The following is a 19361-nucleotide window of genomic DNA, read 5'->3' as shown; positions in this document are numbered from 1 at the left end:
GCAGCTATGGAGGACAGTTTCGGTCCTCGACTCGATCTAGGATCGAGAACATGACGACGACCTCGCGACTGCTCACCCTGCTGTCGCTGCTCCAGACCCGGCGGGACTGGCCGGGCGCGGTGCTGGCGGGGCGCCTCGGCATCAGCCATCGGACGGTGCGTCGCGACATCGACCGGCTCCGCGAGATGGGATACCGCATCGAGGCCACGATGGGGCCGGATGGCGGCTACCGCCTCGATGCAGGCAGCGAGCTGCCTCCGCTGCTCTTCGACGACGACCAGGTCGTCGCCCTCGCTGTCGCACTGCAGGCGGCCACCGCCACCGGCGCGGGAATCGGCGAAGCGGCGGTTCGCGCTCTGACCACCGTGCGGCAGGTCATGCCCTCGCGCCTGCGTCATCGCCTGGATGCCGTGGAGTTCACCGCCCTCCCGAGCGGCCCGGGCGCGGCATCCGATCCGGTGTCACCGGATGTGCTGATCGCGTTGTCGACGGCCGTTCGCGCCCACGAGGTGTTGCGGTTCGACTACGCGAACGATCGTGCGTCGCACTCTCCCGATCCAGGCGGGCCGGCGATTCCGCGCCCGGCCCGCCGGGTGGAGCCCCACCATCTCGTCACCTCGAACGGCCGCTGGTACCTCGTCGCGTGGGATCTCGAGCGCGAGGACTGGCGGATCTTCCGCGCCGACCGGATCGCCCCGCGCACCCCGACCGGCCCCCGCTTCACGCCCAAGGCGGTTCCGGGTGGTGATGTCGCGGCTTATGTGTCGGCGCGATTCAAAGGGTCCGATCGAACCGACCGCTGGCCCTGCCTCGGCAAGGTCGTGCTCCACCGACCCGCGAGCGAGGTGCTCCCATTCGTCGGCGACGGAACGGTCGAAGACCTCGGCCCCGACCGCTGCGTCGTCGAAGCGGGATCCTGGTCGTGGATCGCCCTCGCCGCGTCGCTCGGGCGTTTCGACGCGGCCGTCGACGTCATCGGGCCACCCGAGCTTGCTCAGGCCTTCGCCGTGCTCGCAGACCGCTCTGCCCGGGCGGCGATGCTCTCGATCTGACCGAAAGCCGGCGGTCGGGTCGTCGCGGTCTCCCGTCGGCCTGGGCGCGAACCGGCCCGTCAGTGATCCGGATCGGCCAGGAGCACGCGGAAGACCTGCCCGAGCGGACCGTTGAGGTCGTCGGAGTCGGCGGACGCGACCGGCTGCACCGCCGCGGAGGTGCGGAGCATCACCACGCCCAGCATCGTGGCGATGGCGAGCTGTGCCCGCAGGAGCACCGGGGCCGTGTCGGGATCGTCGGCATCCCATCCGGCCGCGGCGGCGAGTCGCTGGGTGAAGTGCTCGAGCGTGCGGCGGCGGATGCGGTCGGCGTTCTCGTCGCCGGAGGAGCGCAGCAGCAGGAGCAGTTGGAGCGGATCGTCGCCGTCGGGCGCGTTCACGACGTGCGCGACGAGCCGGGCGATGACGTCGTCGATGCTCGTCGCGGGGTTCGGTGTGCGCGTGTCGAGCTCGTCGGATGTCCGCAGCATGCAGGCCTCGAACAGGCCGTCCTTCGAGACGAAATAGCGGTTGATCAGAGCGACGTTCACACCCGCATCCGCCGCGATCTGGCGAACGGTGGTGGCGCGGTAGCCGTCGGTGGCGAACCTGCGGCGGGCGGCGCGCACGAGGGCGCGCCGGGTCGCCGCGGCGTCTCGGCCCGAGCGGAGGAGCTCGTCGTCCGCCCCGGTCACGGCCTCGGCGAGAGCATCTGTCGCGCCGGGTGTCTGGTTGGTCATATCCCACTTCCCACGAGTTACTGTACCCGGTCGGATCTGAAAGTAAACCCTTGTTGACACTTCACGCACGTTAAGGAATACTCGTCAAGTCAGCGACTGCTTACATGACGAGGAGATGCATGTCCGCCCCAGCACAGAGCCCCGCCTCGGGATCGGTTCCGACTCACCCGGGGTCGGCGACCCCGGTGGCGAAAGGGCCGCGCACCCGCAGTACCGCCATCATCCTGTTCCTCTCGCTGGGCGGTCTGTCGTTCGCGGTTCTGCAGTCGTTGGTGGCCCCGGCCCTCGGCACCATCGGCGACGATCTGGGCGTCGCGACGGCGGATGCGAGCTGGGTGCTCACCGCCTACCTGCTCTCGGCCGCCGTGCTCACGCCGATCCTCGGGCGTCTCGGCGACATGGTGGGTAAGCGCAAGGTCATCATCGTCGTGCTCGCGCTTCTGCTCATCGGCACCGTGATCGCCGCGCTCGCACCGAACCTCGGCGTGCTGATCGTCGGCCGCATCCTCCAGGGAGCCGCCGGAGCAGTGTTGCCTCTGTCGATCGGCATCGTGCGCGACGAGCTGCCCCGAGAGCGCGTGAGTGTGACCATCGGTCTGCTCTCGGCCATCTTCGGCATCGGCGCCGGCGTCGGGATCGTGGCCGCCGGTCCCATCGTCGAGGCCCTGTCGTGGCACTGGCTGTTCTGGCTTCCCGCAGTTCTGGTGGCCATCGCCCTGCTCGGCGCGATCTTCGGCATCCCCGAGTCGCCGGTGCGTACGCCCGGGCGCCTCGACGTGCTCGGCACCGGCATCCTCTCGGTCGGACTCGTGGCCGTGCTGCTGGCCATCAGCGAAGGCGAGAAGTGGGGCTGGGGCGACGGCAAGACCATCGGCCTGCTCGTGCTCGGGGGAGTCGCGCTCGTCGTGTTCGTGTTCGTCGAACTGCGGGTCAAGAACCCGCTGATCGACATGCGCTTGTTCAAGCACCGCGGGGTCTGGACCGCCCATATCGTCGCGCTCGCCTTCGGTTTCGCGATGTTCGGCACCTTCATCCTGGTGCCTACGCTGCTGCAGCTGCCGACGGTGCTCGGCTACGGCTTCGGCAAGTCAGTGACCGAAGCGGGCTTGTTCCTGCTGCCGACCGTTGTCGCCATGGTCATCTCGGGTGTCGTCGCCGGCATCCTGATCCGCCGCATCGGGCCGAAGATCCCGATGATCGTCGGCGGCATCGCGGTGACGGTGGCCTTCCTCATCCCGGCTCTCGGGCACTCCGAGGCGTGGCAGATCGTGGTCTCGGGCGTGCTCACGGGCATCGGCATCGGCATGGCTCTCGCGGCGACCTCGAATGCGATCGTCGAGAGCGTGCCCGCCGCCCAGACCGGCGAGGCGATCAGCGCCAACACCGTGATCCGCACCGTCGGATCGAGCATCGGAACCGCGGTCATCGCCGCGCTCATCTCGTCGAACGTCACGGCGCAGGGCGCGCCCACCGACGATGCGTTCACGATCGGATTCTGGGTGTCGGCGGGCGTCGGGGTGCTCGCGATCCTCGCCGCGCTGGTCGCGCCGTCATTGCGTGCCCGCCGCCGCGACGCCGCTGCAGCGGGAGTGGACGACTTCGACGAGCTCGACGCCTCGACGCCGAGCTGACTGGTGGGCGTCGGCGGATCGACGCACGAACAGAACGAACAGAAGGGAGTTGGCCCGACGTGGCGACGCACATGACGAGCAGGGAGACCGGTGCCCTGCACGAGCTGATGACACCGGAGAAGAACGTCAAACGGATCATGCGGACGGGAACCATCTGGTTCGCCGCCGCCGTCGCCTCCGTGGCCCTCTTCCTCGGTCCGCTGCTCGCCTCCGGGTGGCGGCCCGCACAACTCGGTGGCCTGGATGAGGCGATCTGGTGGGTCGGAGCGCTGATGGTCGCCGGGAGCCTCGGCCTGATCGGGTGGTCGGGATGCCCGATCCTCGAGGTCGACGTGCCCACCGCCGATCGCAACAAGACCCGAACGATGCAGCTCGGCACCGCCCTGTTCATCATCGGGGGAGTGCTCACGGTGTTCGCCGTTCTCGTGGGGCCCGCCGCGTGAGCACCGAGTGATGTTGACAGTGTTCACATCCTGGTAGCGTGATGGTATGACAAAGCTCAGGGTGCACAACCTCGCCGTCTCGATCGACGGTTTCGCCACCGGGGAGGGCCAGGCCCTCGAGACGCCGTTCGGCCATGCCGGTGGCCGTCTGATGGAGTGGTTCTTCCCGACAAGCACCTTCGTGAGCATGAGCGGTCACGACTCCGAAGCGGTCGGGTCGGGCACGCGGGGCGTCGACGACGCCTTCGCGGCCGCCACCAACCGGGGGATCGGTGCTGAGATCATGGGCCGGCGCAAGTTCGGGCCGCAGCTCGGCGCCTGGGAGGACGAGTCGTGGCGCGGGTGGTGGGGCGAGGAACCACCTTTCCACAGCCCGGTGGTGGTGCTGACCCATCACACGCGCCCGGACCTCGCGGTGGGGGAGACGACGTTCCTCTTTCGTGACCTGCCACCGCGCGACGCCCTCGCGTTGGCGACCGATTTGGCGGCCGGGCAGGATGTGCGCCTCGGTGGCGGTCCCACCGTGGTGCGCGACTTCCTTGCGGCCGATCTCGTCGATCACCTGCACATCGTGGTCGTGCCGATCGTGCTCGGGCGCGGGGTGCGGTTGTGGGACGGCCTCGAGGGCCTCGAGGAGCGCTTCGATCTCGAGGTCACGGCGTCGCCCTCGGGCGTGGTGCACTACGTCTTCACCCGCCGATAGCGGAGGGCTCCATGCAGGAGCGGGTCCAGGGGGAACGGATGACACCGGAGTACACAGCGGGACGATCCCTCGAGGAGCCGAATCGGATCGTGGGTCTGCTTCCGCTCGCGGGCGTGGTCACGTTCATCATCGCGGAGATCGTCAGATTGGTCGCCGTCGAAACTCACGACTCGCCGATCCCGCAACCAGATCGATCGTTCGACACGGCTGCTACTTCCCCGCGGGGACGGTAGCGAGTAGCTCGCGGCTTTCCGTCACGTACCAGTCGGCGTAGGCAGGGTCGCTGACCTGCTTGGAGGCCTGCATAGGCTTGCCGTTCTCGTCGTAGTAGATGCCGGTGGCCGTTGACGGGTCGGTAAGGACGGTGGAGATGACTTTCGCGGCGCGCTTCGGGGTCGAATAGTAAGGCATGAGAACCATAACGGGCGCGAGAACCCTACTGAGCACGCGGATCGGTGCTGCCATATCGCGAGCGAGGTTCGAGCCCGGGTTCACGCCAGGCTCAACGGCGCGAAAATGCAGCCGCGGAATCTCACGCGCGAGGCTGAACACCGTGGCGAGAGCTCCCTGCTTGGAGGTTGCATACGCATCCGCTCCCGCATGGGTGGATCCGCCGGGGGCGTACTCCCCGCGGGCGGCTGCCTCCGCGGAGATGAACCGGCTGCCGCGGAATCCGGCCTGCACGGCGATCTTGCGTTCCGGGTCCTCCACCGCCGAAGCAATGAAGACCACATTCGCCCCGTCTGGCAGAACAGGAATGAGCGCCTCAGTGAAAGCGAGGGGCCCGAGATGGTTGGTTGCGAATGCCGAATCCCAGCGCTGCTTCGACTTAGCCGGTGTCGTCGGCATGATGCCGGCATTGTTCAACACGCCGCCTAGCGTGAGGCCGAGGTTCGCGATCTCATCCGCTGCTCGGCGGAGGGTGGCAAGGTGTGTCCACCAGCGATCAGAGCTTCCCGAAGCCGGCGGGCGACCGGCGGCTCTATCGAGCTGCTCGGCCCTTTGACGAACACCCCCATGCTTCTCAAGGTGGCCATCGCCACCTTGACGTCGACACCGAGCTCTGACGTCACTTCGTGCACGCGCGGCTTTCTCGCCACCTCGCCCCCTCGTTTCGTTGGGCGATAGCTTCCCACGGATGTCGACTGCCAATAACGATCGTTTGCGAGCAGGTCGACGTCGACCTGCTTCGCCCTTGATTTCAGGAGGGTCGCGATCTGTTCAAAACCCATTACCGAAGTCAAATCGGCCGAAACCTGCTCCTAGAGGTTTTTGAACAGATCCGGTAGACTGGTGGCAACCAGATTGGAGCCGCCATGAGCATCGCGAATGCACGCACCGCACCCGTCGTCGACGAGGCCGACGTGGAGCGCCGGATGAGCTTCGCTGACGCCGCTCTCGGAGCGGCCGGCCACGAGGTCACCGACCCCGCCGTGCGGGCGATCAGCCGGCGACTGGCTGCAGGTGAGGTCACGGGGGATGAGGCTGCAGCGCTCGTGAAGGCGCAGCTTCTCGGCACCCGCTAACTGTGGCGAAGGGCTTTCGTACCTGGGATGACTATTTCATCCCAGGTACTTCCGTCTTAAGGAACGTCGAGGGCATCACCGATGGCGATCAGTTGCGCCGCTACGAAGAGGCCCAGGCGCACGTGCGGCTCGTCGAGCTGGCCGACGCACCTCTGCCGGCGACGTTCGACTATGACCACATGAAGGCCATCCACCGGCACATCTTCCAAGACGTCTATGAGTGGGCGGGAGAGGAGCGCGTGGGCCCCGTGGGTTTCATGTCGAAGGACGGGCACTCGTACTACCCGGCCGGCCCCACCCTGACCGAAGCGGCTCACGCCGAGTACAGGAAGCTGGCGAGCAAAGACTTCCTCCGCGGCCTCGACAAGGCCGCGTTCGTCGACGAGCTCGCAGAACGATGGGGCGAGTTGAACGTCATCCACAGCTTCCGCGAGGGCAACACTCGCACGCAGTTCGTGTTCTTCTCTCAGCTCGCCGAGAACGCCGGCTACCGGATCGACACCGACGCTTTCAGAGTTGGCTCGCCGCTGCGCGACGAGTTCGTCGCAGCACGGTTCCACAGCCAGGACACGGGAAGCAACACCCAGCTGGCTGCTGTGCTGTCGAAGGCCATCGAGCCGATCGACAGACGGCCGGCCGCGCCGCCTCAGTTGCACCCGGAGCTGCAGCGCATCGTCGACCTGAACAAGCTCAACTTCCCTACGAGCGCGACCGAGATCCGGGCACCCGAACCCGGTAGCTCGACGCCGGGTCGCGGGCACGTGCCGCCTCAGCAGGGACTCAGCACCGACTACGGATACGGAAGGTAGAGGCTGGTGGCCATCGTCGGATACACCCGAGTTTCGACCCAGGAGCAGAACCTCCACTCACAGATCGATGCCCTGAAAGCGGCTGGCGCCGATCCGATCTTCTCCGACAAGCTCACCGGCAAGAACGCCGCGCGTCCCGGGCTCATCGACGCCAAGAAGTTCCTCCGTGCCGGAGACACGCTGCTGGTGTATTCGACCGATCGGCTCGGCCGGTCGATGACCGACGTCGTGACGATCGTGACCGAGCTGGGGGAGCGGGGCGTGGAGTTCAAGTCCCTCACTGAACCGTTCGACACCACCACCCCGGGTGGGGAGCTGTTCTTCCACATCTGCGCCGCGTTCGCGCAGATGAACGGGCGCATCATCTCTGACCGCACCCGCGCCGGCCTCGCGGCCGCGAGGGCTCGCGGGCGCGCTGGCGGCCGTCCCACGGTGATGACCCCAGAGCGGGTCAAGATCGCCCGGCGGATGCGGGCCGAGAAGGCGACGTGGCCCACGATCGCCACCGCTCTCGGCGTCGGGGTTTCCAGCGTGCGCCGTGCGCTCGAGGCGCCCGAGGAAGTGGAGACCGCGCAATGAGCGAACGATTCGCAGCAGCGTCGCTGAGTGTGCGGATCGGCTGCAGGTGGAGCGATGGCCGACGACTGTGTCCCTTCTAAAACACACACGGCGTGAGCTCAGATACGGCTGAGCTCAATGACGCTTCTCCGCCGATGAGGACAACATCGGTGGCTCCGAGCTGCTGGATGTCGAGCAAGACCTTCTGCGGAACGCAACTCGTGGGCACGACGTAGAGTGGCGAGTTGCTGACACCGGCGAGGACACCACCCGTCAGAGCATCGGGATAATTGAGACCAGTAGCCAAGTAGACCGTCTTAGCAGAAGTGAACACCTTTCTGTTCACATTGATGGACGCGTCGAAGCGGTCGGTACCGTCGATCCGCAGGACGGGGCGAACAGTCCACAGCCATGATTCGACGGCGTCGGAGACAGAATCACGGCCGCCAACGATTCTGATCGTGTTTCGGGTAAGATCGCCAAGCAGATCCAAGGTCTCCTTGTCCACTGTTGCCGCCCGCCCATCAACGAGAATGACTGGATCGAGAGCCTGGCCAGCAGCCGGCGTGGCGGAAAGCGCGTCCGCGAATGTGTTTCCGGTCGTGACATATGCATTCCATGCAAAAGGGAATGCGTCGGCGACGACGGCGCGACTCACCGCATAACGGTCAGTGCCTCCTAACCGGAACACGCGGCTACTCGGCGCCAAAGCTTGGATCTGGTCGAAAACCGCACGAGACACGGAATTCTCCCCGCCCACAACCTTAATCACAAGCGGATGGAGTCGCACGATCTCGCTGGCGACTTGCGCGGGTACACGATCGGGCGGCACGATCAACAGCGGGTTGCCCCAGTGAATTGCAGCAGGGCCCGCGCTCAATGCGTCAGGAAAATTCGCTCCAGAAGCAATATAAAGAGCAGAGTTGCCAGCGGGGAACATGCGCTGCGAGATCTGGACGGCAACATCGAATCGGTCGCTGCCCGCAATTCGGGAAACCCTCGGAACCTGCGCCGGGGCTGACGATTCCGCCGGGGACGCAAACGCCCCTGCTGCAGAGATCCCAGCCCCTGCCACCGTGAGTGTGGTCAGCAGTGAGAGCGACATGAGCCATCGCAGTCTCTTTTTTCGAGGCATTTCACTCCTACTGTGCGATCGGATTCAGTTAATGAATATTATTCACTAGTGAATACCCATGCAAGCAAATCCAATGCCGGACGCCGTAGACTTCCAGAGCCGTGAGATCTGAGCCCGTGATGGAAAGACGACCTGATCGTCAGCGCTATCGCCATCTGGCGGTCCAAGAAGGCCGGCTACGCTAACACGCCGGCACTGTTCGGCGTGATTATCGGCGGCATCCTTTTACCACCACCATCGGATTCGTCGTGAAAGGTCGCCGCCGAGATGGCGTCAAGGCGATAGGGCCCTTCAACTCGGTCACCGGGAAAAGGGCGAGTGGGTGCTGGTTCGGCGAAGTTGTGGTCATACCAATCGTTGGCTACGAGCGATGCGAGAAGTTCGGAATCACTGCCAGATGAGCTGGTCGAGAAACGACGAGAAACTATCCAGCGAAAGTCAGCCCCGGCTTTTCTGAAGTTCAAGTCCGGAGAGTCGATGTAGTCAGCACAATCGCCGCAGAACCCGCCTCGTCAGCCATGCAGAGACCAGTGGTCGTGTCGAGGGCGTCATCGTGCATCTGTTGCAATAGTGCTCGTTTATGTGTTTCCCCGGCGGATTCGTGACCGGCCAGTTCTCGGTCTGAGGCAGGCGGGTGTCTAGGCTGATGTTCGTGCCGTCTAGTCCGCATCCGTATCGCCAGGGGCTGTTCGACCGCTGGTCAGGGTTCTTGGATGGCTCGGCCGACCGAGCCTCGACTGCTGAATACATCAATATGCGAATTGTGGATTATGGGCCAGAGGAGTTGATCTATCGCGGCTTGTTGATGCTCAATGAGAACCTGATCACGTCTCGCGAAAGACAATCGATCTCGCGACAACGGTTCGACCAGTGGCAGGACGAACTCGCGATCTTTGACGAGGATCCCGCGCTGTGAAACCGCAATTGGGCGTTCGAATATGCGGAGAGAGTTCTGCCTTCCCTGAAGCGGAGCAACCGCCGGCGGTTCGTGGATGCCATGCGTGACAAGCTGACAGTCGGATGTCGCGGAGCTCTCGCGGCGATTCGATATCGAGTAACAGATCACTAAGCCTCGCGCTTGGCTGATCTATTGAAGGGGTGACCGTGAATGAGTCTTCGGCGCGCGTGACGCTGGACGTTCGGACCCTGTCCGGACATAGCCAGGTCAGCATCCCATTGCAGTTCGGACGCAACGACAGTTCACCCCTCATCGCGCTCCTCAACGTCACCCTGGTCGGCTCTAGATCACTGTGGCTCATGGGTGTCGAGGGGACCGGCCAATTCGCATCCAATGCGAAGACACCGTCTTTGTATTGACATAATGTGCATTATCAGCGTGCCTCAAGGAGGGGCGAGAGCGGCTGCGACTCGGGTATCCAGATGCGCAATACACAACTCCTCGCGCCCAGAATTCGTGCCGGAATGGTACAGAAGCGTCCCTCGTAATCCTCGCGCGGCCTGAAGGTCTGAGAACGTGATGATGACGCTGTTCGCGTGTGGTGGAACCGGATGCGCGTTCCCATTCCTGGGAGACTGCTGAGAGCTAGCTGTCTCGTAGGGCATCCGCCGGCTCGACACGCGCGGCCCTGACGGCAGGAAAGCAGCCTGCGGCGAGACCGACCAGGCCACCCGACACAGTGCTGCCGAGCACGAGCCCGAGGTCGAGAACGGGCGTCCAGCCCTGGGCCAGCGACACGATGACGACGGTCAGCACGCCGACCGCAGCACCGATCAGCCCGCCCAGCGTGCCCACCACGAGCGATTCCGTCATGAATTGCGCCGCGATCTGCCGCCGCGTGGCGCCGAGCGCTCGACGCAATCCGATCTCGCTCCGACGCTCGGAGATGCTGAGCATCGTGACGTTCGCGATCCCGAGGCCGCCCGCCACGAGAGTGATGAGCCCGATCATGAAGAACACCAGGTCCAGGTCGCCTTGCACGTCTCCGTGCAATTCGGCCCCGGTCGGGGGTGCGGCCGCTGTGAACCCGTCGGGCGCGTTGGGTGCCAGAGCGATGGGCGCCTGATGGGAGACCGTCGACGCCGCGCCGACTGCGATCCGCAACGCCAGCGTATCTGCGGGGCCGGCCCGGAGATCACGCTGGGCCGTCGCAAGCGGAACGATCACCGAATCCACCAGGCCGGGCTCGATCTCGCTCGACTCGAGGATGCCCACCACCGTGAAGGCGTGCTCATCGATGAAGATCGATGGACTGCTGGCCGCGTTCTCGATCCCTAACGCCTGTGCCGCTCCCGCGCCGAGCACGGCCACCCGGTCGACCCTCTCCTCGTGCCCCCGGTCGAACATCCGCCCCGACACGGCTCCCCCCACGGCGGCGAGCAGGTCTCCGGACACCGCGACGATCGGTGGCGGGACGGCCGCCGTCGACGACGGATCGTTAACCGGCACGGCCGTGATCCGAGCCTCGAACGACACCTTCGCGAGCGCCGCCGCCGCCTCGACTCCGGCGAGTCGTGTGACCCGGTCGAGCGCATCGGCAGGGATGCTCGCCGTCGGGTGGTCTTTGCCGTCCGCCCCGGACGCGGTCGCCGGTTGCACCTCCAGGTGCGTCGCCGCGACTGAGTCGAATCGCGTCGCGACCTGCCCGGCTGCCGTCTGACCGAGGCCGATCGTCATCACCAACGCGCCGATCCCGACCAGTGTTCCGACGACGCTGATGACGAGCCGCGAGGGTTTCGCGGAGACACCGTTCAACGACTCGGTGAGCAGGTCGCGCACCGTGTAGTGCGCACCGCGTCGACGGCTCGGCAGCGCGATCGCCGGTCGTGGCCTCCACTTGCGATCGCTCACGCCGTCGGCTCCGTCAGCCGGCCCTGCTCGATCCGAACCCGACGACGGGCCCGGTCTGCCACGCGCTGGTCGTGGGTGATCGTCACGAGCGTGAGCCCGTCGGCGTTCAATTCGTCGAAGAGCGCCAGGATCTCCTCGGAGTTCGCGCGATCGAGATTGCCGGTCGGTTCGTCGGCGAGCAACAGTCGGGGCTCGGTGCAGACCGCCCTCGCAATTGCCACCCGCTGACGTTCACCGCCCGAGAGCGTGCCGGGCTGGAACCCGATCCGGTGCGACAGTCCGACGCGATCGAGCGCATCCCGGGCACGCCTGCCTCTTTCGTATCGCGGCACCGTGCCGTAGAGGTAGGCCATCGAGACGTTCTCGAGCACCGTTCGGCCTGGGAGGAGGTGGAACGCCTGGAACACGAACCCGATCTGGGTCGCCCGCAGTGTCGAGCGCCGCCGCTCGCTGAGCCGCGACGTCGGCTCACCGTCGAAGAGGTACTCCCCCGTCGACGGCCGATCGAGCAGGCCGAGGATGTTGAGCATCGTCGACTTGCCCGCCCCCGAGGGCCCGGTGATCGCAACGTGATCGCCGGAGGCGACACTCAGTTCGATCCCTGCCAGAGCAGTCACCGCGCCCGCTCCCCCGAACGATCGCGTCACCTGCCGGAGGTCGAGCAGTGGCTGCAGGGGTTCGCTCACCGGCCGACCACCACCCGGGCTCCTGCGGTGACCCGCGGATCGTCGGAGGAGATCTCCACGTATCCCCCCGCCGACAAGCCGGTCTTCACGGTGACCAGTTCTGTCGACTCACTCGAAGAACCGCCGGAGTTCCCAGATCCGACCTGTGCTGCCGCAGGATCCATGCCGTCCGCGTCGTCCACGCCACCCGGAACGAGCTCGACGCGGCTTTCGCCACCCGGACCAGCGGTGAGCGCGGCGACGGGAACCGCGAGAACCTTTCCCGAGGTCGCCTGCACCGGGATGCTCACCTTCACATTGCTGCCACGGAGCCGCTCGATCGTCGCCTCATCGAGTTCCTGGGGTCGGAGAGCGACGTCGTACCGCTTGTCGCCGTCGGCAGGCCCTTCCTCCCCCGCGTCGGGCTTCTGCGCATGGATCGACGCGACGGTCGCGGTGTACGACGACCCGTCGGCAGCGGAGAAGGTTCCGGGCATCCCGTCTGAGAGCAGCGCGGCGTCGCCGGCAGAAGCCGATCCGGCCAGCATCAATGTCGCGCCTGAAACCGTCATCGCCGTTCCTGTCGTGACCGTGCCCCGGATCGCGTCGACGTTGTCCACCCGGCGAGGCAGCGACGAGAGGTAGACGACCTCGCTCGCCGGCAGCACCGTGAGCGCATCGGTCTCGGCTGCCGCAAGTGCCTCCTGGGCGTCGTCGAGCTGACCACGGGCTGCCTCGACCGACGCCTGCTCGGCCGACACGTCGGCCGGTCGATCGAGCTCCGCCCTCCGGGCCTGGGCGAGGCTCAAGACGTCGCGCAACCGGCCGATCTCGGTGTCGTCGTCGCCGCGCCAGAGCGCGATGTCCAGCTCGCGCTGCGCCTGCCGCACCGCATTGTCAGCCTCCACGACGTCGGAGCCCTTCGGACCTTCGGCCGCCCGGTCGAGCGCCGCCACGGCTTGATCCACGGAAGCGGATGCCCCGCGCACGGCCTCCCGTGCGGAGGCGAGCTGCCGCTCGGCATCCGGGCTCGACGCCGGCGGCGAATACCCGACCTTGCGATAGAGGGAATCGACGGCGGCCGCGGTCGCCGCATCGAAGAGGTCGGATGCCGCGTCGCCGACGTCGAGTCCCAAACCCACGAGTGCCGCCTTCAACTGTGCGACGTCGGGGCCGGAGAGGCCGGCGTGGAGCGTGCGGTAGACGGGCAGATCACCCGGAAGGACGACCAGTGGACGACCCGCGACCTCGAGAGCGACCGAACCCGCCACGAGCGTCGCGCCGACCTCGGGGACGTGCCCGGTGACCACCGCCGGGCCCGCGAGCCCGGCGGTGTCGACCTTGACGTCCACCGCATCCGCATAGGTGACATCGGCGCGTGTGGTGATCACGTTCTGGATCACCCGCTCCTCGATCGGTGCCGTCACCGGACCTGCCACCGGTGCTTGTGCGTCGGCGGCCAACTGCGCCGGCGAAACGACGAACCGGCTCAGCACGATGCCGAGCACGAGGGATGCGACGGCGACGGCACCGATCAGCGCGACCAGCCGCGGCCCGCGGGTGAACGCCGCCAATCGCCCGCGCCCCGGCGAGAGCTGCGGCGTGGTGCGCTCAGGTGGCCCGGAAGCCGGTGGCACCTCGTCCATCACTGCGAGGCGTCTCCGTACCGCGCGGCCATGGCGTCGAGCTCCGTCTTGTGCTCGTCGATGAAGGCCTGTTCCATCCGGAACTGTTCCGATTTCAGAGTCTCGGCGTATCCGCTCTCCTGCGCACAGCCGTAGTCGGCGGTCGCCTGGGCGATCTCGCGTTGCCGGAGCGCATCGAGGGCCGCAGGATCGGCCTTCGGCGCAGCAGTGCTCGCACTCGCGTCCCCGTCGGGCATCGTGAACAGCGCACTGTATTCCTCGCTGATCGCCGCGGGTGCGTCGTCTTTGTGCTCGAAGTCGCCGAACCCGGCGTCGGCGAGGCAATCCGACCAGTCCTGCTCCTTCTCGACGACGGCCGGCGACGTGCGCACCTCGTCGTACAGGCCGTTCATGCCGTCGGTGAGGGCTTCGAACTCCGGATCGGCTCCCACACCGGCATCACCGAACACCTCGTGCTGCGCCTCTCCGTTGCAGCCGCCGGTCTTCCAGTCGTACTCGGTCGGTTCGCCGGCATCGGTCGCCGGGGGGCTCGGCCCCCACAACGCGTCGTTGTAGGCCGCCTGCTCCGACTGGCTGAGCGACGCGACATAGTCGGCGTTCGGGTCGGCGCCCGGCTCTTCCGGTCCGTCACCCATGCCGAGCGGATCGGTGGTGATGCCGTATCCGTAGGTCTTCGCGAAATCCTCGCTGGTCCAGTCGAGGCCGCTGTCGGCCGCCATCACAACGGCACCGTTGTGCGTATCGGGCACGTAGTCGAAACCTTGCTCCCCCATGCATTCGGCGACTTTGTCTTGCACCTCGGCATTCTGCCGGTCGACGTCGGCCTGATCCTGCCCTCCGTACAACAGCGACCAATACTTCTGCAACGGGCTCTCCGAGCCACTGCTGTTCGACGTCGCCTCCGCCCCTCCCCCTGCGCCGAGCCCGGCACAACCGGAGAGAAGCACCCCGGCGGCCGCACAGAGGACGATGAAGGACGTGCTGCGCTGAATTCTCATGACGCTCCTCGAAGACATGACGATTGCTCAGCAGTGAGAATAGGTCACTCCTCCGACATCGCGGCAGCGGACGCGACATGCTCTCGGCGAACTCCCATGCTCCGCACGCTGAGCGCTAGATTGTTGATCGACAGAACACACCGCCATCCGGCACCCACGAGGGGGAATCTCATGACCACACCGACCGCACCGAGTCCGCTCGGATTCTGGCTGCACGACGCCGACATCACCGCCACCGCGGCACGCTGGCTCAAGGGCGGTCTCTGGGTGCGCGCCATCCTCTCCGTCGTGCTCGGCATCGTGCTCCTGGTGCTCGCGTTCAACAACCCCGATGCCATCGTCTACACGATCGCCTGGCTGTTCGCGATCTACTTCTGGATCGTCGGTCTCGTGCGCGTCGTCTCGGGCATCGTGAACAACACCGTGACCGGCGGCATCCGAGCGCTCAACATCATCCTCGGCGTGCTGCTGATCCTCGCCGGCGTCGTCGCGGTGCGGAACCCCGTCGTCGCGCTCCTCGCACTCGCCCTGGTGATCGGCTTCTCCTGGATCATCGAGGGCGTGCTCGCCGTCATCGAGACCGCGAAAGACTCCTCGCAGTGGTTCGGCACGATCCTCGGCGTCATCTCGGTGATCGCCGGCATCGTCGTGATCTTCCTGCCGCTGGAGTCGATCGGCGTCCTGGTGCTGTTCGCCGGCATCCTGCTGATCGTCACCGGCATCATGTCGGCGATCACCGCGATCATGCTCGGCCGCACGCCCAAGACCGCGAAGGTCTAGTCCGCGCTTCGCACTCAGCGCCGCATGGGAGCGTCCAGCGCCCGGCGCAACAGATCGGTGAGGACGGTCGGCTCGAGGGAGTCGGCCGTCCTTTCCAGTTCGTCCAGGCTCCACCACCGCAAGGCCTCGACATCGATGCGCTCCTCGGGCGTCCAGTGCGTGTCGACCGGCAGGAACGCCTCGGTGCGCAGCAGATACCACTCCTCGTGGTAGGCGCGCCGAACGCCCGGCGCCGGCTCCCCCACGAAATCCTGCGACCAGAACACCGGGCCGAGTTGAGCCTCGGATGCCACCAGCCCGGTCTCCTCGAAGAGCTCCCGCACCGCGGCGCGCACGTGGGTCTCCCCCATTTCCAGGTGCCCGCCCGGTGTCAGCCAGCGCGTCGGATTCGTGGCCACGTCGGCTCGCGTATAGAACAGCAACGCGCGCCCTGCCTGATCGAGCAGCAGCACCCGCGACTTCACGATGACGGCGTCGTCGGATGTCGCCGCATCCGCCGCTCCGCTCATGCCGCTACTCGCCCTCGATCGGCCCGAAATCGGAGACGTCGCCGACGTAGCGGGTGTGGTTCGCGGGAATCGGATCGACGGCGGCAGCAGCCACCTCGGCGGCGAACTCGCTCACGTTGTAGAGCCTTCCGGCGGCTTCTTTGCGTGCGCCGATCGCACCGGGGTTGGCCCGCTCGAGCAGGGTCGCCGTGATCGTGCCCTCGATCATGTCGCCCGACACCACGACGAACCCGATGCCGGCCTCGTCGAGCCGCGGGATGAGGGAGCGCAACGCATCCTCACCGGCACGCTTCGACAGCGCGACCGGAAGGTATTCCGGCATCGTCTCGGTGGTGTTGATGAAGTGCGCCTGGTGGCTGGTGACGAACACCACACGGGAGCCCGGAGCGAGCAGCGGCAGCGCCGATGTCAGCAGGTCGACCTGCGCGTCGCGGTTGAGCGTCATCGCGTAGTCCTCGGCCATCCCGCTCTCCATGCCGCCGGATGCGTTCAGCACGAGGATGTCGAGTCCGTCGAGCTCGGCCTGCACCTGGTCGAACATCGCGGCGACCGATTCCGGATCGGTGAGATCGGCGCCCACCACGATCGCGGTGCCGCCCGCCTCCCGGATGCTGTTCGCGAGCTTCGCCGCACGCGCCTCCTTGTTGCGGTAGTTGATGACGACCGATGCTCCGGCTTCGGCGAAGTAGCCGACCGTGTCGGCCCCGATACCGCGTGAGGAGCCCGTGACGAGGACGCGCTTACCTGCGAGCGAACCGGGGGCGAGTGGATTGGGCACGTGAGACTCCTCGTGGATCGAAAACGACCATCCGAGACTACCAAGTAGCCGATACTCCAACCCCTCACCTGTCGAACACTGATAGCGTCGAAGCACAGCCGATCGATGCCGAGAGGAGACCGTGGATGCTTGAATTCCTCGACTCGTACGCCTGGATCTTCTGGCTCGGGTTGATCCTCCTGTTCGTGGTGATCGAGATGCTCACGCTCGAATTCACCTTCCTGATGATCGCGATCGGCAGCCTGGGCGGCTTGATCGCCGGCGTGTTCGGCGCACCGTGGTACCTGCAGATCGTGGTGGCGGGCATCCTGTCGCTGCTGCTCCTGCTCACGCTCCGTCCACCGTTGCTGCGCCTGCTGAAACGGGGAGGCGACCCCACGAAGAGCAATGTCGACGCGCTCCTCGGTCTCGAGGGTCTCGTAGTCGACCAGGTCACGAGCACCGCCGGGCAGGTGAAGCTGGCGAACGGCGACATCTGGACGGCGAGGGTCTCGCCGCTCACCGAGAACCGCGAGCTCCGTCGCGGCGAACGCGTGCTCGTCACGGCCATCGACGGCGCCACCGCGATCGTGGTGCCGGCCGAACGCACCTCCGACCGGAAGGAAGGCACTCTGTGAACGACATCGTCGGGCAGGTCATCCTGATCGCCGTCATCGCGATCATCGTCATCTTCGTGCTGGTGGTGGTGTCCCGCTCGGTGCGGATCATCCCGCAGGCGCGAGCAGGCGTGGTCGAACGGCTGGGCCGCTACCACAAGACGCTCATGCCGGGCCTGAACATCCTGGTGCCGTTCATCGACCGCCTGCGGCCGCTGATCGATCTCCGCGAGCAGGTCGTGTCGTTCCCGCCGCAGCCGGTGATCACCGAAGACAACCTGGTGGTCTCGATCGACACGGTGGTGTTCTTCCAGGTGACGGATGCGCGTGCTGCGACCTACGAGATCGCCAACTACCTCGGCGCGGTCGAGCAGCTCGCCACCACCACCCTCCGTAACGTGGTGGGTGGCCTCAACCTCGAAGAAGCGCTCACCAGCCGCGACGAGATCAACGGCCAGCTGCGCATCGTGCTCGACGAAGCCACCGGCAAGTGGGGCATCCGCGTGTCCCGCGTCGAGCTCAAGGCGATCGATCCGCCCCTCTCCATCCAGGACTCGATGGAGAAGCAGATGCGCGCCGAGCGGGAGCGCCGCGCGGTCATCCTCACCGCCGAGGGAACGAAGCAGTCGGCGATCCTCGAGGCCGAGGGTCACCGGCAGGGTGAGATCCTCCGGGCCGAGGGTGACGCGAAGGCCGCCGTGCTGCGCGCGCAGGGTGAAGCGGAGGCCATCACCACGGTGTTCGGCGCCATCCACCGCGGCGAGCCCGACAACCTGTTGCTGGCCTACCAGTACCTGCAGACGCTGCCGAAGATCGCCGAGGGCAACGCGAACAAGCTCTGGGTCATCCCGAGCGAGCTCACCGAGGCGCTGAAGGGCATCGGGCAGGCATTCGGCGATCGGGGCGCTGCCGCTCCGGGGGCCGCCGAACGTCATGCGGCTGCGGGAGTCGCCGAGCGCAGTCAATTGGCCGAAGACGCGGAACGCGCTGCGGGCGCTGCGATGGATGCCGCGGCAGCAGCCTCGACGGAGGCCACGAGCACTCTGGCGACTCCGGCGGTCACGACAGAGCCAGGCACGGCGGCATCAGGCGAGCCGGCGACGGGCACCCCCGGTGCCGAGCCGCCGAAGGAGTGACGGGCGGGAGTCGGGCTGGTTCCGGCCCGCACTCCCCCGCATCCTCGCGCATCGGGGCCTCGCGCTCGGCGTTCCGGAGAACACGCTCGCATCGTTCGAAAAGGCGATCTCCGCAGGGGTCGACTACCTCGAGACCGATGTCAACGCCTCGGCCGACGGCGTCGCGATCGTGAGCCACGATCCGACGCTAGAACGCCTCGCGGGCCGGCCAGAACGCATCGCCGAGCTGACCCTGGAGCAACTGCTCGGGATCGACCTGGGTGGCGGAGTGCGCTTCGTGACCCTCGCCGACGTGCTGGCCGCGCATCCGGGCGTGCGTTTCAACATCGACATCAAATCCGACGACGTCGCCGCACCGGCCGCTCGCGCCATCCTCGACGCCGGCGCCTCCGATCGGGTTCTGATCACCTCGTTCTCCACCCGACGCCGACGCTCGGCCGTCGACCTGCTCGAGGCCGGCGGCAACCGGGTCGCGGCTTCGGCCTCGGCCGGTGAATTCGTGCCGGCGCTCCTGGCCGCGAAGCTGGGCCTGGTGCCGCTGGTGCGCCTGTTGCTCCGTCGAGTCGACGCGGTTCAGATCCCGCTGACCGTCTTCCGGATGCGCACCACCACCGCGCGGATGGTGCGGCGCCTGCACGCTGCCGGTGTCGAGGTGCACGTCTGGACGATCAACGACGTCGCCGTGGCTCGCGGCCTGCTCGAACGGGGTGTCAACGGCATCGTGACCGACCGCGCCGACCTCATGCTGCCACTCGCCCGGGAGTTCCGCGCGCTGCGTTGACCTCGGCTCATTTCGCTGAGAGAGTACTGGCAATCAGCAGCAGCGGAAAGGTTTCACTCAGCCCGGCGGTTTATAACGTTTGAAGCA

The 19361-nt window shown here is 66.5% G+C and carries 23 protein-coding genes; 13 read left to right on the top strand and 10 right to left on the bottom strand.

The window, feature by feature from the left end; genetic code table 11:
- Positions 1 to 50: 50 nt before the first annotated feature.
- Positions 51 to 1052 (top strand): helix-turn-helix transcriptional regulator, encoded by a 1002-nt coding sequence (locus tag BLW00_RS10155; RefSeq protein WP_092553299.1) that lies wholly within the window; start codon positions 51 to 53, stop codon positions 1050 to 1052.
- 59 nt (positions 1053 to 1111) lie between these two features.
- On the opposite strand, the gene BLW00_RS10150 is transcribed toward BLW00_RS10155, so the two are convergent.
- The gene (locus tag BLW00_RS10150) at positions 1112 to 1771 is read right to left on the bottom strand and encodes a TetR/AcrR family transcriptional regulator (protein WP_092553296.1); all 660 of its coding nucleotides are present in this window, start codon (positions 1769 to 1771) and stop codon (positions 1112 to 1114) included.
- A 119-nt stretch (positions 1772 to 1890) separates the two neighbouring features.
- Between BLW00_RS10150 and BLW00_RS10145 the strand changes: the two genes are divergently transcribed.
- The 3 genes from BLW00_RS10145 to BLW00_RS10135 all read left to right on the top strand — a co-directional run bounded on the left by BLW00_RS10145 (position 1891) and on the right by BLW00_RS10135 (position 4548).
- Positions 1891 to 3402 (top strand): MFS transporter, encoded by a 1512-nt coding sequence (locus BLW00_RS10145; protein WP_092553293.1) that lies wholly within the window; start codon positions 1891 to 1893, stop codon positions 3400 to 3402.
- 71 nt (positions 3403 to 3473) lie between these two features.
- On the top strand, positions 3474 to 3845 hold the full coding sequence (locus BLW00_RS10140; protein ID WP_092553290.1) for a hypothetical protein: 372 nt from the start codon (positions 3474 to 3476) through the stop codon (positions 3843 to 3845).
- Between the two features lie 46 nt (positions 3846 to 3891).
- On the top strand, positions 3892 to 4548 hold the full coding sequence (locus tag BLW00_RS10135) for a dihydrofolate reductase family protein (protein ID WP_092553287.1): 657 nt from the start codon (positions 3892 to 3894) through the stop codon (positions 4546 to 4548).
- 210 nt (positions 4549 to 4758) lie between these two features.
- Here the strand turns inward: BLW00_RS10135 and BLW00_RS10125 are convergent, their stop codons facing one another.
- Together BLW00_RS10125 and BLW00_RS24420 are read right to left on the bottom strand one after the other, a co-directional pair.
- Positions 4759 to 5418 (bottom strand): Rossmann-fold NAD(P)-binding domain-containing protein, encoded by a 660-nt coding sequence (locus BLW00_RS10125; RefSeq protein ID WP_092553281.1) that lies wholly within the window; start codon positions 5416 to 5418, stop codon positions 4759 to 4761.
- Positions 5419 to 5423: 5 nt separating this feature from the next.
- The gene (locus BLW00_RS24420) at positions 5424 to 5780 is read right to left on the bottom strand and encodes a translation initiation factor IF-2 N-terminal domain-containing protein (RefSeq protein WP_175494216.1); all 357 of its coding nucleotides are present in this window, start codon (positions 5778 to 5780) and stop codon (positions 5424 to 5426) included.
- 84 nt (positions 5781 to 5864) lie between these two features.
- Between BLW00_RS24420 and BLW00_RS10115 the strand changes: the two genes are divergently transcribed.
- From BLW00_RS10115 to BLW00_RS10105, 3 genes are read left to right on the top strand one after another with little or no spacing between them, the layout of a single operon-like run.
- Complete coding sequence (locus BLW00_RS10115; RefSeq protein ID WP_092553275.1) at positions 5865 to 6074, top strand: hypothetical protein; 210 nt, start codon at positions 5865 to 5867, stop codon at positions 6072 to 6074.
- A 2-nt stretch (positions 6075 to 6076) separates the two neighbouring features.
- Complete coding sequence (locus BLW00_RS10110) at positions 6077 to 6883, top strand: Fic/DOC family protein (RefSeq protein ID WP_092553272.1); 807 nt, start codon at positions 6077 to 6079, stop codon at positions 6881 to 6883.
- A 6-nt stretch (positions 6884 to 6889) separates the two neighbouring features.
- A complete protein-coding gene (locus BLW00_RS10105) occupies positions 6890 to 7462 on the top strand; it encodes a recombinase family protein (RefSeq protein WP_092553269.1) in 573 nt (190 codons plus the stop codon).
- 76 nt (positions 7463 to 7538) lie between these two features.
- Here BLW00_RS10105 and BLW00_RS10100 read toward each other — a convergent pair whose 3' ends face one another.
- Positions 7539 to 8546: a cell wall-binding repeat-containing protein gene (locus tag BLW00_RS10100; protein ID WP_175494215.1), complete on the bottom strand. Its 1008-nt coding sequence runs from the start codon at positions 8544 to 8546 to the stop codon at positions 7539 to 7541.
- A gap of 676 nt (positions 8547 to 9222) precedes the next feature.
- Here BLW00_RS10100 and BLW00_RS22905 point away from each other — a divergent pair.
- Positions 9223 to 9492, top strand: coding sequence for a hypothetical protein (locus BLW00_RS22905; protein WP_139256677.1), 270 nt, complete (start codon positions 9223 to 9225; stop codon positions 9490 to 9492).
- 188 nt (positions 9493 to 9680) lie between these two features.
- Positions 9681 to 9893, top strand: coding sequence for a hypothetical protein (locus BLW00_RS22900; protein WP_139256676.1), 213 nt, complete (start codon positions 9681 to 9683; stop codon positions 9891 to 9893).
- 226 nt (positions 9894 to 10119) lie between these two features.
- Here BLW00_RS22900 and BLW00_RS10095 read toward each other — a convergent pair whose 3' ends face one another.
- The 4 genes from BLW00_RS10095 to BLW00_RS10080 are packed head-to-tail and all read right to left on the bottom strand — an operon-like array spanning position 10120 to position 14694.
- A complete protein-coding gene (locus BLW00_RS10095; RefSeq protein ID WP_245741507.1) occupies positions 10120 to 11385 on the bottom strand; it encodes an ABC transporter permease in 1266 nt (421 codons plus the stop codon).
- On the bottom strand, positions 11382 to 12071 hold the full coding sequence (locus BLW00_RS10090; RefSeq protein ID WP_092553263.1) for an ABC transporter ATP-binding protein: 690 nt from the start codon (positions 12069 to 12071) through the stop codon (positions 11382 to 11384). The genes BLW00_RS10095 and BLW00_RS10090 overlap by 4 nt, the downstream gene beginning before the upstream one ends.
- Entirely contained in the window at positions 12068 to 13696 is a 1629-nt protein-coding gene (locus BLW00_RS10085; protein WP_245741506.1) for a TolC family protein, read from the bottom strand. Before BLW00_RS10085 ends, BLW00_RS10090 begins: the two co-directional genes overlap by 4 nt.
- Positions 13696 to 14694, bottom strand: a complete 999-nt coding sequence (locus tag BLW00_RS10080; protein ID WP_139256675.1) for a hypothetical protein — start codon at positions 14692 to 14694, stop codon at positions 13696 to 13698. Before BLW00_RS10080 ends, BLW00_RS10085 begins: the two co-directional genes overlap by 1 nt.
- Positions 14695 to 14865: 171 nt before the next feature.
- On the opposite strand from BLW00_RS10080, the gene BLW00_RS10075 reads away from it, so the two are divergent.
- Positions 14866 to 15474: an HdeD family acid-resistance protein gene (locus tag BLW00_RS10075; protein WP_175494214.1), complete on the top strand. Its 609-nt coding sequence runs from the start codon at positions 14866 to 14868 to the stop codon at positions 15472 to 15474.
- A 14-nt stretch (positions 15475 to 15488) separates the two neighbouring features.
- Here BLW00_RS10075 and BLW00_RS10070 read toward each other — a convergent pair whose 3' ends face one another.
- The gene (locus BLW00_RS10070; protein WP_092553254.1) at positions 15489 to 15983 is read right to left on the bottom strand and encodes an NUDIX hydrolase; all 495 of its coding nucleotides are present in this window, start codon (positions 15981 to 15983) and stop codon (positions 15489 to 15491) included.
- Between the two features lie 4 nt (positions 15984 to 15987).
- Positions 15988 to 16761: an SDR family oxidoreductase gene (locus BLW00_RS10065; protein WP_092553250.1), complete on the bottom strand. Its 774-nt coding sequence runs from the start codon at positions 16759 to 16761 to the stop codon at positions 15988 to 15990.
- A 125-nt stretch (positions 16762 to 16886) separates the two neighbouring features.
- Between BLW00_RS10065 and BLW00_RS10060 the strand changes: the two genes are divergently transcribed.
- From BLW00_RS10060 to BLW00_RS10050, 3 genes are read left to right on the top strand one after another with little or no spacing between them, the layout of a single operon-like run.
- Entirely contained in the window at positions 16887 to 17378 is a 492-nt protein-coding gene (locus tag BLW00_RS10060; RefSeq protein WP_092553247.1) for an NfeD family protein, read from the top strand.
- Positions 17375 to 18493, top strand: coding sequence for an SPFH domain-containing protein (locus BLW00_RS10055; protein WP_092553244.1), 1119 nt, complete (start codon positions 17375 to 17377; stop codon positions 18491 to 18493). The genes BLW00_RS10060 and BLW00_RS10055 overlap by 4 nt, the downstream gene beginning before the upstream one ends.
- Entirely contained in the window at positions 18471 to 19274 is an 804-nt protein-coding gene (locus tag BLW00_RS10050; protein ID WP_175494201.1) for a glycerophosphodiester phosphodiesterase family protein, read from the top strand. Before BLW00_RS10055 ends, BLW00_RS10050 begins: the two co-directional genes overlap by 23 nt.
- Positions 19275 to 19361: the final 87 nt, after the last annotated feature.

Source organism: Herbiconiux ginsengi (assembly GCF_900107435.1).
Taxonomy (GTDB): domain Bacteria; phylum Actinomycetota; class Actinomycetes; order Actinomycetales; family Microbacteriaceae; genus Herbiconiux; species Herbiconiux ginsengi.
Note: the sequence above shows the minus strand (reverse complement) of the source record. Positions and strands in the feature narration are given on the sequence as shown.